A 12,184-nucleotide genomic window follows, 5' to 3' on the forward strand; every position below is an offset into this window, starting at 1 on the left:
AACGCCCGGCGAGACCGCGCGGCGGGCGCAAATACGGTGTAGCGCTAGCACAAGCGCCGGCGACCCCGCGGAGGCCGCCTATGCGCGCGCCGGATGCGGCGAAACATCCGACGCGCGTGAATCTACTTGTAATTAGTAGGTGCGATCGTTGAGCGTGCTCCAGAGCTTCTTGGACTCAGCCATGGTCCACGCGTTGATCTTTTCTTCATCGATACCGACAAACTCGCGATCCTTGTACAGGACGCGGCCGTTGATGATGGTGGTGCGGCAGTTTTTGCCCATCATGCCAAAGAGCATGTGGCCGTCGATGTTCTCCTCGCTCAGCGGCGTAAAGGGCTTGTAGTCCATAACGATAACGTCGGCGGCAGCGCCGGGCTCAAGCACACCGAGCTTGCGATCGAAGTACTTGCTCGCCATCTTGGCGTTGTTCTCGAACAGCATCGTCATGGCCTCGCACCAGCCCACGTTGGGCATGGCGGCGTTGTGGCGCTGGATGATCAGGAAGACCTTGAGGCTCTCGAGCATATCGTGGGTGTAGGCGTCGGTGCCCATGCACACGGGGATGCCGCGGCGGAAGAACTCGAGCACGGGGGCGCAGCCCACGGCGTTGCCCATATTGGATTCGGGGTTGTTGACGAGCCAGGTGCCGGACTCCTTGACGATATCCATCTCGGCAGGCGTCACGTGGATGCAGTGGCCGAGCATGGTGTCGGGACCCAGCAAATTGTGCTGCAGCAGGCGCTCGACGGGGCTGATGCCACCGCGGTTGAGGCGGGAGTCCCACACGTCATTCATGCCCTCGCACACATGGATGTGGAAGCCGGTCAGGCCGTTGTTGGCCTCGGCCATCTTATCCATGGTCTCGTCCGACAGCGTAAAGGTGGCGTGACCGCCAAACATGGCGGCGATCATGTGGTTGTCGTTATCGCGACGCTCCTTGGCGGCCCACTGGGCAAACTCGGCGTTCTCGGCAATGGCCTGGTCGCATTTTTCCTGACCGCGGCGGTCGGAGACCTCGTAGCACAGGCACGAACGCATGCCCAGCTCCTGAGCTGCATCCTTAATGGTAAAGAGGCTGCCTGGGATCTCGCAGAAGCTCGCGTGGTGATCGAAGATCGTGGTGACGCCATCGCGGATGGAGTCAAGAATCGTGGCATAGGCGCTGGCCTTGGTGCCGTCGAGCGTCAGGTTGTCATCGATCTTCCACCACTGCTGCTCAAGATTCTCCAGGAAGTTGGTGGGGTTGCAGCCCTTAATGGCAAGGCCGCGGGCCAGACCCGAGTAGATGTGGGTGTGGCAATTGATGAGTCCAGGCATGATGAGGTTGCCCTGGGCATCGACGTACTCGGCATCCGGGTACTTGGCCTTGAGCTCGCACTCGGGGCCCACTTCGACGATCGTATCTCCGTCAATGGCGACCGCACCGTTTGGAATGAACGGGGTCTGAGCGTTGCGGGTAAAGACGGAACCGTTAGCGACCAGAAGCATGAATGCTCCCTTCAACATCAGGGGCGGGGTTTGACACCTCTGACATGGCGGAAGTGCGAAGCGCCGGCCTACACCGGAAACGGGCCCTCTCCCGTCAACGCTTCACCAAAGGGACAAACCCTTTGAAGTGCGGCTTGGCGCCGCATGACGTCGGCGGACGAGGCGATGCGCCCGCCGACGAATAGCACCGAATTGGTTACTTCTTGCTCTCGGGCAAGACCAGATCCACGGCAGCGTCCTTGGCAGCATCGATGTGCTGAGCCACGACCGGCGTCTGCGGAAGGATCAGGTTAAGGACAATGGCCATGATGGCGGTGGGGGTCACGGCATTGGAGCCGATGACGGTGGACACCCAGGCGGGCATACCCTCGCCGGCAAGGCAACCGCTGGCCATCCAGATACCCAGGCCAAAGACGACGGAGGTGCCGACGATGGTGGTAGTGCGCTGCGTGAGGCCCTCGCGGGTGAACATGCGCACGCCGTTCATGGTGATGGTGCCAAAGACGCCGACGGTCGCGCCGCCGATGACGGGCTGCGGGATAGCGGAAAGGACGGCAGAGAGCTGCGGGAACAGACCGGCGATGGCAAAGACGGCCGCGATGATCACAAAGACCCACTTGTTGACGACCTTGTTGGAGCAGATGATGCCCACGTTCTGGCCAAGGGCGCTGGTGGGAAGACCGCCCAGCAGGCCGCCGACCATAGAGGTGAGGCCCTGGGACACGATAGCGCCGGAGAGCTCGCGCTCGGTGGGCATACGGTCGATGGAGCCCAGGCAGGCGGCGGAGACGTCACCGATAACCTGGATGGCAACCATGGGGAACACAACAGCGAGGGTAATGCAGACTTCGGGATCAAACTCGAGCGCGTAGGGCATGAGCTTGGGAAGGGCGAAGACCTGAGCGGTGGCGACGCTGGAGAAGTCGATCATGCCAAAGGGGATCGAAACGATCATGCCAACGATCATGCCAAAGAACACGGATCCCAGCTTGAGCGTGCCCTTGCCAAAGTTGGCGAGCGCAAAGACCACGGCGAAGGTGATAAGAGCGACGCACCAGGCCTGCGGAGTGCCCCACAGCGGCGTACCCATACCGCCGGCCATATACTTGACGGCCGTGGGATACAGCGAAACGCCGATGGAGAAGATGACCGTACCGGTCACGACGGGCGGGAACAGCCACTTGATCTTGCTGTAGGCCAGACCAAAGAGGACCGCGACGGCGCCGCCGACGATCTCGCCGCCCAGCAGCGCACCAAAGCTAAAGCCCGAGGCACCCATGGCCTGCAGAGCCGGCAGGAACGCGAACGAAACGCCCATGACGATGGGCAGGCCGCCGCCGATGCGACGGAAGGGAGCGAAGGCCTGAAGGGCCGTATCGATCGCCGAAAGAATGAGCGCGACCTGGATGATGTCGGTACTCTGCTGGCTATTAAAGCCGTAGACGCCGGCCATGATGACAGCCGGGGTAATGATGCCGGCAAACGATGCCAGTACGTGCTGAAGGGCACACGGGATCATTTCCTTAACGGGAGGCATGCCTTCGCGACTGAACAGGGCTTCAGTGCCGTTCTTAACCGTCTCCTGGGTCATTTGACCACCAATCCTCGAAATAGTTGTTTTCGCATCTAACGCTCTATTGTGACGCAGTGCGGGGTTGAGGTTGTGCCTTCGTTGGATATCGTATTAAAGATGGTTCTCATTCTCAATAATAATTTTTTGTTATCAGACTATTCTTCGGCTAAAATCACTCGTTTCCGCAGGTCAGGAATGTGTCTGGTCTAAATAACATCTTACTTTTCTTTTGGTCGACCGTTTACCGCCAAAATCATACCGTTCGTCTGCATTACGCAATGTACCTGCGGATATACGAGATGATGAGCAGCGTGTTACCATGAGAAAAAATTGTTATGAACATTTCCGATTTCACCCAAAGGAGTTGCCCGTGAACGAGACCGTACGCCGCTTTTTGCCGATGGTCGATTTCCTGGAGCAGATACTCGGTAAGAACAGCGAAATCGTGCTGCACGATTTCTCGGATCCCGACCACGCCATCGTCGATATTCGCAACGGCATCGTGAGCGGCCGTAAGATCGGCGGTCCTGCCACCGATCTGGCGCTCAAGATCATGCACGACCCCAAGTATCGCGACCTGCCGTTTATTACGGGCTACGAGGGCCGCGGCGCCGGCGGCAAAACGCTGGAGTCGGCGACGTACTTTATCCGCGAGGATAACGAGATCGTCGGTATGCTCTGCGTCAACACCGACCTCTCGACCGTGCGCTCCATCAACACCATGGCGCAGCAGCTCATGGCGTGCTTCGACGCAGCGCCGACGCGCACGGAGCCCGCCCCTATCGAGGTCGAAAGCCTTTCGGAGTCCACCCAGGAGCTCATCGACCGCAGCATTGCCGAGTTGCTGAGCGCGCGCGGGCTGGATGTAGCGTCGCTTGGTCAGAGCGACCGCGTGGACGTCATTCGCCACCTCAACGGCAACGGGGTGTTCATGCTCAAGGGCGCCGTGGCCTGCGCTGCCACCGCGTTGGGCATCTCGGAGCCCAGCGTGTACCGCTACCTGCAAAAAGTCCGCAAGGAGGGCTAAACGTGATCCCTTGGGGACGAAGGGAAACGGATCATTTTTGTCGCATCGCTTGACAAAAGACCCTGCAGTTCACACGCGCTGCAGGGTCTTTTTGCATGTCATGTTTAGTTGTTACCAACACCTTAGAGAGCGGCGACGACCTCGATCTCGACCAGACCGCCAGCCGGAAGGGCGGCAACCTGGAAAGCGCTGCGCGCGGGGAACGGAGCCTCGAACTTGGAGGCGTAAATCTCGTTCACGGCGGCAAAGTCGGCGATGTCGGCCAGGTAGACCGTGGTCTTGACGACATCGGCAAACGTGGCGCCGGCAGCGGTCAGCAGGGCCTCGACGTTAGCAAGGGACTGCTTGGCCTGGGCCTCGACGCCCTCGGGCATCTTACCGGTTGCGGGGTCGATGCCCAGCTGGCCGGACAGGAACACCATGTTGCCAGTCTGGATACCGGGGGAATACGGGCCGATGGCTGCGGGTGCGTTATCGGAAGACACGACGGTCTTGCTCATGTTTTTCTCCTTACAAGTAAAAGGGAACGGGAGCGCGGCGTTCACACCGGGAGGCACAGTTCGGTCTGAACACCGCGCTTGATTGGGATAGTACTCAAGGTTTCCGCGCGATGCAAGATTATTATCACGTTGCGAGAATATTTTATCGTCCAACGGTTTCCCCGGACCGCTGAACGGTTCTCCACGGGGTCAGCCAGCCCAAGCTGCTGAAGACTTTATCCCGCTTGGAGCACGGGCATCGTCCATCGCGACGGCACCACTATACTTTTGAGTATCTGAGCATTTTGAAAGGCAGGATATGACCGCAACCGCCAGTCGAACCACCAACCGCAGACCTGAGCTTTTGGCGCCCGCCGGAGGGCCCGAGCCCTTTGCCGCCGCGCTCGCCGCCGGGGCAGACGCCATCTACTGCGGCATGGGCAGCTTCAACGCACGCCGCAAGGCCACCAACTTTACCGACGAGGCCTTTGAGCAGGCCTGTCGCGCCGCGCATCTGGCCGGCTCGCGCGTCTACGTCACGGTCAACATCGTCATCAAGGAATCCGAGATGAGCGATGCGCTGCAGCTCATCCATCGCTGCTCCACGCTAGGCGCCGACGCCTTCATCATCCAGGACTGGGGCCTGTTCTTTGAGGTCAAGCGCACGATGCCCAGCATCGAGACGCATATCTCGACCCAGGCGAACATCCACGACGACCGCGGAACCCTTTGGTGCCGCGAGCAGGGCGCCGACCGCGTGACCCTCTCGCGCGAGCTTTCCATCGACGAGATTGCCGCCATTCACGATGCCGCGCCCGATGTGGACCTTGAGGTCTTTAGCCATGGCGCCATCTGCTTTTGCTACTCTGGCCTGTGTCTGCTTTCGAGCTTTGCCATGGCGGGACGATCGGCCAACCGTGGCATGTGCGCCCAGCCCTGCCGCTTGCCCTACGAGCTGATCGACGAGAACGGTCGCTCGCTCTCCCCTGCCGGTCGCGAGCGCGCGCTGTGCCCGCGTGACACCAACACCTCACAACTTGTTCGCCGCCTGTATGACGCCGGCGCCGCGTCGCTCAAGCTCGAGGGCCGCATGAAGGCGCCCGATTACGTGTATTCCATCGTCGACGTGTATCGTCATCAGATTGATGACATGCTGGCCGGAACCACCGTTGCCAAGGACGAGAAAGCCGCCCGCCAGCGCCAGCTCAAGCGCTGCTTTAACCGCGACTTTACGCACGCCTATCAGGACGGCACCTCGGGCGACGAGATGATGAGCTATGAGCGTTCCAACAACCGCGGCCAGATCGTGGGCACGGTGCTGGGCAGCCGCCCGGCCAACCGCGATGTGCGCGGCCTCAAGCCCGACGACCGCCGTCGCCGCGCCGCCATCGCCCGCATTGAGCTGTTTGAGCCCGTGGGCAAGGGCGACCTGCTGGAGCTTCGCCACGATAACGAGTTTGACCAGTTCCTGACCACCATTGCCGCCGATGATGCCGCAGCCGGTGAAGTCATCGAATGTCGCGTACCCCGCAGCATGCCCGAGGGCTGCCGCGTCCGCGTGATTCGCAGTCAGCGTGCCATCGACGCCGCCGGCGCCGCGCTCAAGCGCGATGTGCTGCGCCGCCGAGCTGTTGATGTGTCCGTCGTGGCGCGTCTGGGCGAGCCGTTTACCGTTACGCTCACCTGCTGCGACGGCCCTTCGCTTACGGCCACGGCCACGGGCTTTACCGTCGAGGCCGCCAAGACCCGTGCGGTCGAGGCGTCCGATCTGGTTGAGCACGTCGGCCGCATGGGTTCCTCTCCCTTTGAGGCTGCGAGCTTTGAGGTGGCGCTCGATGAGGGCTGCGGTATGGGCTTCTCCGCCGTGCACAAGGTGCGCGCCGCCGCTTGCAAGGCGCTGGAAGAGGCCATTCTGGCACCGTACGAGGAGCGCGCCCGCACGCTCGAGCTACCGGCGACTGTCACCAATGATTCCCGCCCCGCGCCCGAGCACTACCGCGATGAGCCGCAGATCTGCGCTACCGTCACCTCGCTCGAGGCCGCCGAGGCCGCTCGCGCGGAGGGTGCAACGCGCATCTACATGACCACCGACGCGCTCGAGGCTGTCGGACTCTCCCCTGCCGATGCATTTGAGCAGGGTATTGTGCCCGCACTCGACGAGGTCTGCCGCGCCGTTGACCACGCCCGCGTTGACCCATGGGTTGTTGCCGGCGCCACGGTCGCTATTGGCAACATCTCTGAGCTTGCCCTGGCCGCCCAGGTTGGCGCCACGGCCGAGATTCGCTCTTGCCTGCCGGTGCACAACACGCCCTGCATGGAGGCGCTTGCCGAGCGCGGAGCCGGTGCGTTTTGGCTCTCGCCCGAGATCACGCTCGACGAGATTGTCTCGCTCGGCGCCGCCGCGCCCGCGGCTCTAGGCATCACCGTCTTTGGCCGCCCGCGCGTCATGACAAGCGAGCATTGCATTCTGCAGGTTGCCAACGGTTGCATCCACGATTGTGCCAGCTGCCGCCTGCGTGCCCGTAAGCTCTCGCTCAAGAATATCGACGGAAAGGTCATGCCCGTCCGCACCGACATCCACGGCCGCTCTCGCCTGTACGACGCCTACCCCATCGACCTCACACCGCAGGTTCCACAGCTGCTCGACGCCGGCGTGCGCCGTCTCATGGTGGACGGAACGCTGCTCGAGACGGATGAGGTGGGCCGTGCCGTCGCCCGCGTCCGTCGCGCCGTCGAGGCCGCGCAGGCCGGTCGCAAGCCCGCCGCCCGCCTACGCGGGGCGACCTCGGGCTGCATGTTTGTCGGAATCAGCTAACTGAAAGGCTTACACGTGAACGAAGAACCTCAAGTCCTCTACTGCGACGCCTGGCTCATGGCCATCGACAAGCCTGCCGGTATGATCGTCCACGGCGATGGCACCGGCGAGCGCACGCTCACCGACTACGCCAGCGACCTGCTGCTGGCGATGGGCGACGGCTTTGCCGCGACCGACATGCAGCCGCTCAACCGCTTGGACCGTGACACCACCGGCGTGGTGCTGTTCTCACTCGACAAGCAGACGCAGCCCGCCTTTGATCAGATGATCATCGACCACGCGTTCGAAAAGCACTACCTGGCGCTGGCCGAGGGCAAGATCGACTGGAACGAAAAGCTCATCGACAAGCCCATCGCCCGCGACCGTCACGACAGTCGAAAGATGCGCGTCGGCGCCAGCGGCAAGCCGTCTCAAACACGCGTAAAGGTGCTCAAGCGTCTTAAGAGCCGTCGAGGCCTGCCCACGCGCTCGTATATTGATGTCGAGCTGCTCACCGGCCGCAAGCATCAGATTCGCGTGCACCTGGCAAGCGAGCATCATCCCCTGGTTGGCGACGACCTGTACGGAACGCCGCGCCCCTGCGGCCTCATGCTCCATGCCCACAGCGTGTCCTTTACGCATCCCGTAACCGGCGAGCACATCCACATCGAAGCCCCCTGCCCCTGGGAGCCCTAAACCACCACAAAGGGGACAAGCACCTTTATGGTGGTTTTGCCGCAATGGCTCAGCCGCGGTCCCAAAACGTCTCGATCTGTAACAGTTAGAACCCATTTTCCGGTCTATCTGCTACAGATCGAGACATTCGAATCCCCCTTAAGGGAAAATCTCAATCTGTAACAGTAACTCGGCAAAATCGATCCCAGATGTTACAGATTGAGACAAAGGGACGGCGCGGTTCGGAAGCATCTCAATCTGTAACACCTATCCCACTTTTAACGGTCCAGTTGTTACAGACTTAGACAGAACCAGTAGACGACGAAAGCGGCAACGTCCGTGATGGACGTTGCCGCTTTTCTATTGAGAAAACTAAATGGTTTTGACCTTGCCCCGCCGCTAGACCGTGACGACGTTGTCCATTGCCCGGTACTTGGCGGGCACCTCGCCCGCGGTGATGATCGTTGCATCGCGAAAGTCCGCGAACTTGACGGGCGCCACCATGCCAAATTTGCTGGCGTCCGAGATTACGAAGCGTTTGGCCGTATGACGCATCGAGATGCGCTTTACTTGGGCCTCCTCGATATCGGGCGCCGTGAAGCCCTGCTCGGCGGCGATGCCATTAGAGCCCCAAAAGCCACAGTTGAAGTTGTAGCGATCTAAGGTTGCCAAGGCATCGGGGCCAACGAGCGCCTCGGTCTCGGGTTTGAGCTCGCCGCCCAGCACCACGGTACGCATACCCCGCAAAGCAAGGCGCTGAGCATGGAGCACGGAATCGGTCACGTAGGTGACATCTTCAAGGTGGGGAAGATGCTCGATGAGCCTGAGCGTCGTCGAGCCCGAGTCGATGTATACAAAGCTCTCAGGCTCCACAAGCGCCGCCGCACGGGCGCAGATACGCTCCTTGTCATCGTTATGGAGGTCGCTGCGCTCATTAAGCGTTAGGTCGCGCGTCACGTGCGCGCGCTCAAGACTCGTCGCCCCACCGTGGACCTTGGCGATGCGATGCGCTCGGTCGAGCGTCTGCAGATCGCGCCGAATGGTAGACGCCGTCACGCCCAGGGCCTCAGCAAGCTCCGGAACGGTAACCGAGCCGGCCTGCTGCACCATCGATACAATCGCGTTGAGCCTATCTTCCGCAAGCATCGCTTACTCCTCCTCGGGGTACACGACTCCCCAGTCGGCGCGAAGCTTGGTCATAAGCTCCATAACATCAGAAGCATAATCCAGCAGCTCGCGCTTGGAGTCGTCGCCGGCAACGGCCTTCTCAAGATCGGCCATCTCGTAGCACAGTGCGTAGGCCTCGGTGCCAGCGTGGACCTCCTCGCGGTGGCCGTCGGCAGTCCACACGATGGTCGCGTGATCGGCACGCGGATACTCGTTGACCTCGATATAACACTTGTCGAAGCTAATGATCGAGCGCTTGGGCTGCTTGGAGTGGAGCGTAAGGCTCACCACGCCCAGCTGCTGTTCGGCATTACGGCAGACGATGCCGCCCGCAACATCGACGCCAGTCTCGCAGGTGTTGCCTAGAGACACGACCTCGGCGGGCTGGCTGGCCATAAAGAGACGCATGACGGACAGGGCATACACGCCAATATCGAGCATGGCACCGCCAGCAAGGTTGCGGTTGTAGAAGCGATTGGTCAGATCGCCGTACTCCTTGTAGCTGCCAAAGTTGAACTGAGCAAGATTCATGCGGCCGAACTCACCGACATCCATGCGACGACGCAGCTCCTGATACAAAGGCATGTGGAGCACCGTGGTGGCGTCCATAAGGACCACGTTGTGCTCGGCGGCAATGGCACGGGCCTCATCGAGTTCAGCGGAATTGAGGGTAATGGCCTTCTCGCAGAGCACGTGCTTACCAGCTGCCAGCGCAGCGCGCAGATAGGTGATATGAGTGTTGTGCGGGGTGGTGATGTAGACGGCGTCGATGTTCTGATCGGTGTAGAGGTCCTCGACCGTTTCATAGACCTTCTCAATGCCATACTGCTCTGCAAAAGCCTGAGCCTTGGACAGTGTGCGGTTGGCAACGCCCGCAAGCTTGCGGCCGGCAAGAGCGAGAGACTGGGCCATCTGGTTGGCGATAACACCGCACCCGATCACAGCCCAACGGAGCTCGGGAGCCGTAAAGATATCGTCGGGGAACGGCTTGTCCTGGACCGAAGCGAACGCTGCTTTGGCGGCTGCCGCCGCGTCGAGTGGAGCCTGCTTGAAATCTGCCATATGTGCCTCCTGGGTCATGGAGCGTCTAACATTTCTGCCGTCTCTATATTCGCACAAATTAGCGCGTATGTGCGTACTTTTGCGTATATAACCGCCAAATGGTCATAATACAGCCGCAGACGGTGCTTATACACGCATAGCCACGCAATCCTACGCACACAAATACGCACAAATGCGCACTAATCATTACTCAGAGACGGGGAATTCTGCTTAGAACTCGAAAGACAGGATGATCCGCTTCGCCTCGTCGCTCATGGCGCGCTGCAGCTCTAAGGACCGTCCCAAACTGCCGACAGAAAAGGAACGTCCCAAACTGCAGACAGAAAAAGAACGTCCCCAGGCGCCGGCATTTCAAGAGCACTCATTTAAGTCTGTCCCCAATGAGTGCAATCACTCATGTAAGTCTGTCCCCAATGAGTGGGAGCAATCAGAGACTCTTTGCGAGGGAGGCCGGACGTGGCCTTCCTCGTTTTTATTCATGGACTTTAGTCCGTGCCGCACGGCACGCGCGGCATAGAAAGCCACCCGCTCAGCGGGTGGAGGCCAATTTCCGCTACGCGACAAAAACCTTCCCCCTAGCATGAGGATTGTTCAGGTCATCATACTAGGGGGAAGGTGATTGCTGTGGCCCAGAAAGCCAACAGCCTCGCGTACACGAAATGGCTGTGCAAGTACCGCATCGCACCGAGGTCAAGCTCATCGCCGCCATCGTCGAGAAGCACCCCAAGGTGCGCTTTGCCGCGAGCCGCACCTCGGCCCACGCCGACCTCTACGACCGCATGGAGCAGGCCCTGTGCGAGTGCGTGGCCAACGCGGTGGAGGTCGTCCGCTCCGACATCAGCCCCGCGCTTCTTGTCCACACCGGTCCAAACCTCGTGGGTGTGGCGGTCCAGGGACTCTAGCGGAGGCGGGGCGTCCTGCCCCAAAAACAAATGCAAAAGACGAGCACTTCTTGCCGCTCAATTGGCAAGAAGCGCTCGTCTTTTCTTAACGCGTTGTATGGCGGAGAGAGCGCAAGTTACGCGAGCGCCCTTCTTGCCAGCTCGGCCGCGCCGAGGATTCCTTGGTCGCCGCCGCAGCCCGGGGCGCAGATGTAGCTCTCCATGTCCTTAAGCTCGGCGGTCTGGATGTAGCCACCCAGATATTCGAGGGTCTTCTTGCGGACGATGCCGTAGAGTTGCTCCTGGTGCATCACGCCGCCGCCGAGGACGATGCGGCGAGGCGAGTACATGAGCACGAGGTTCGCGCACATCTGCCCCAGATAATCCCCCTCGAGCGCCCACACCTCATCGTTGTCCGCGAGCTCGGCCGCGGGCTTTCCCCAGCGCGCGGCGATGGCGGGGCCGGAGGCGAGCCCCTCGAGACAGCTCGCGTGGCTCGGGCAGACGCAGCGTCCCTCCTCGATGGGACGGGTCCTTACCAGCATGTGACCGGCCTCGGGGTGCAGCATGCCGTGAAGGAGTCTGCCCGCGCACATGACGCCCGCGCCCACGCCGGTGCCGATGGTCACGTAGACGGCGTCCTCGAGCCCCTTGCAGCAGCCGAAGACCACTTCGCCGAGGCAGGCAACGTTCACGTCCGTGTCGTAGGCCACCGGAATCCCGAGGGCGTCGGCGAACGCGGCGCGAAGACCATGGCCTCGCCACGCGAGCTTGGGCGTCTGGAGGATGGAGCCGTAGCGCTCGTCGTTGGGGTTGACGCAGGTCGGGCCGAAGGCGCCGATGCCCAACGCGTCCACATCGCGGGCGGTGAACCACTCGATCATCTGCGGGACGGTCTCGGCGGGCGTAAGCGTCGGGGTCTCCATACGGTCGAGGACCTCGCCGTCGCCGGACACCACGGCACAGACCATCTTGGTCCCGCCGGCTTCGAGGGCGCCGAGCCTCATTTGCTTTTCGCTCATGTGATCCTCCTTACAA

10 protein-coding genes are annotated in these 12,184 nt (G+C 61.2%); 4 read left to right on the forward strand and 6 right to left on the reverse strand.

What is annotated here, in order from left to right; genetic code table 11:
- Positions 1–132: 132 nt before the first annotated feature.
- The gene (gene ssnA, locus DXC79_RS04765; RefSeq protein WP_117635335.1) at positions 133–1,488 is read right to left on the reverse strand and encodes a putative aminohydrolase SsnA; all 1,356 of its coding nucleotides are present in this window, start codon (positions 1,486–1,488) and stop codon (positions 133–135) included.
- Between the two features lie 196 nt (positions 1,489–1,684).
- A complete protein-coding gene (locus tag DXC79_RS04770) occupies positions 1,685–3,079 on the reverse strand; it encodes a uracil-xanthine permease family protein (protein WP_117635336.1) in 1,395 nt (464 codons plus the stop codon).
- A 352-nt stretch (positions 3,080–3,431) separates the two neighbouring features.
- Here DXC79_RS04770 and DXC79_RS04775 point away from each other — a divergent pair, with 352 nt between their 5' ends.
- Complete coding sequence (locus DXC79_RS04775; RefSeq protein ID WP_233503003.1) at positions 3,432–4,088, forward strand: transcriptional regulator; 657 nt, start codon at positions 3,432–3,434, stop codon at positions 4,086–4,088.
- Between the two features lie 122 nt (positions 4,089–4,210).
- Here the strand turns inward: DXC79_RS04775 and DXC79_RS04780 are convergent, their stop codons facing one another.
- Positions 4,211–4,588 carry a RidA family protein gene (locus DXC79_RS04780; RefSeq protein ID WP_035137477.1) on the reverse strand — a complete coding sequence of 126 codons (378 nt, stop codon included), beginning with the start codon at positions 4,586–4,588 and terminating at the stop codon, positions 4,211–4,213.
- A 298-nt stretch (positions 4,589–4,886) separates the two neighbouring features.
- Here DXC79_RS04780 and DXC79_RS04785 point away from each other — a divergent pair, with 298 nt between their 5' ends.
- Both DXC79_RS04785 and DXC79_RS04790 read left to right on the forward strand, forming a co-directional pair.
- Positions 4,887–7,382 carry a U32 family peptidase gene (locus DXC79_RS04785; RefSeq protein WP_117635337.1) on the forward strand — a complete coding sequence of 832 codons (2,496 nt, stop codon included), beginning with the start codon at positions 4,887–4,889 and terminating at the stop codon, positions 7,380–7,382.
- 15 nt (positions 7,383–7,397) lie between these two features.
- Complete coding sequence (locus DXC79_RS04790) at positions 7,398–8,057, forward strand: RluA family pseudouridine synthase (RefSeq protein ID WP_233503005.1); 660 nt, start codon at positions 7,398–7,400, stop codon at positions 8,055–8,057.
- Between the two features lie 378 nt (positions 8,058–8,435).
- Here the strand turns inward: DXC79_RS04790 and DXC79_RS04795 are convergent, their stop codons facing one another.
- Both DXC79_RS04795 and DXC79_RS04800 read right to left on the reverse strand, forming a co-directional pair.
- On the reverse strand, positions 8,436–9,182 hold the full coding sequence (locus tag DXC79_RS04795) for a DeoR/GlpR family DNA-binding transcription regulator (RefSeq protein ID WP_055250213.1): 747 nt from the start codon (positions 9,180–9,182) through the stop codon (positions 8,436–8,438).
- A gap of 3 nt (positions 9,183–9,185) precedes the next feature.
- Positions 9,186–10,265 carry a Gfo/Idh/MocA family protein gene (locus DXC79_RS04800; protein ID WP_117635338.1) on the reverse strand — a complete coding sequence of 360 codons (1,080 nt, stop codon included), beginning with the start codon at positions 10,263–10,265 and terminating at the stop codon, positions 9,186–9,188.
- A gap of 665 nt (positions 10,266–10,930) precedes the next feature.
- Here DXC79_RS04800 and DXC79_RS04805 point away from each other — a divergent pair.
- Positions 10,931–11,167, forward strand: coding sequence for a DegV family protein (locus tag DXC79_RS04805; RefSeq protein WP_117563753.1), 237 nt, complete (start codon positions 10,931–10,933; stop codon positions 11,165–11,167).
- Between the two features lie 116 nt (positions 11,168–11,283).
- Here DXC79_RS04805 and DXC79_RS04810 read toward each other — a convergent pair whose 3' ends face one another.
- Positions 11,284–12,168, reverse strand: coding sequence for an ROK family protein (locus DXC79_RS04810; RefSeq protein ID WP_197032144.1), 885 nt, complete (start codon positions 12,166–12,168; stop codon positions 11,284–11,286).
- Positions 12,169–12,184 lie beyond the last annotated feature (16 nt).

Origin of the sequence: Collinsella sp. TF08-11AT, from assembly GCF_003437035.1 — a bacterium.
Taxonomy (GTDB): domain Bacteria; phylum Actinomycetota; class Coriobacteriia; order Coriobacteriales; family Coriobacteriaceae; genus Collinsella.

What these genes read in the sequence shown, in the direction of transcription:
- ssnA (WP_117635335.1), bottom strand. Translation starts at nt 1,488, where the DNA reads ATGCTTCTGGTCGCTAACGGTTCCGTCTTTACCCGCAACGCTCAGACC.
- DXC79_RS04770 (WP_117635336.1), bottom strand. Translation starts at nt 3,079, where the DNA reads ATGACCCAGGAGACGGTTAAGAACGGCACTGAAGCCCTGTTCAGTCGC.
- DXC79_RS04780 (WP_035137477.1), bottom strand. Translation starts at nt 4,588, where the DNA reads ATGAGCAAGACCGTCGTGTCTTCCGATAACGCACCCGCAGCCATCGGC.
- DXC79_RS04785 (WP_117635337.1), top strand. Translation starts at nt 4,887, where the DNA reads ATGACCGCAACCGCCAGTCGAACCACCAACCGCAGACCTGAGCTTTTG.
- DXC79_RS04795 (WP_055250213.1), bottom strand. Translation starts at nt 9,182, where the DNA reads ATGCTTGCGGAAGATAGGCTCAACGCGATTGTATCGATGGTGCAGCAG.
- DXC79_RS04800 (WP_117635338.1), bottom strand. Translation starts at nt 10,265, where the DNA reads ATGGCAGATTTCAAGCAGGCTCCACTCGACGCGGCGGCAGCCGCCAAA.
- DXC79_RS04810 (WP_197032144.1), bottom strand. Translation starts at nt 12,168, where the DNA reads ATGAGCGAAAAGCAAATGAGGCTCGGCGCCCTCGAAGCCGGCGGGACC.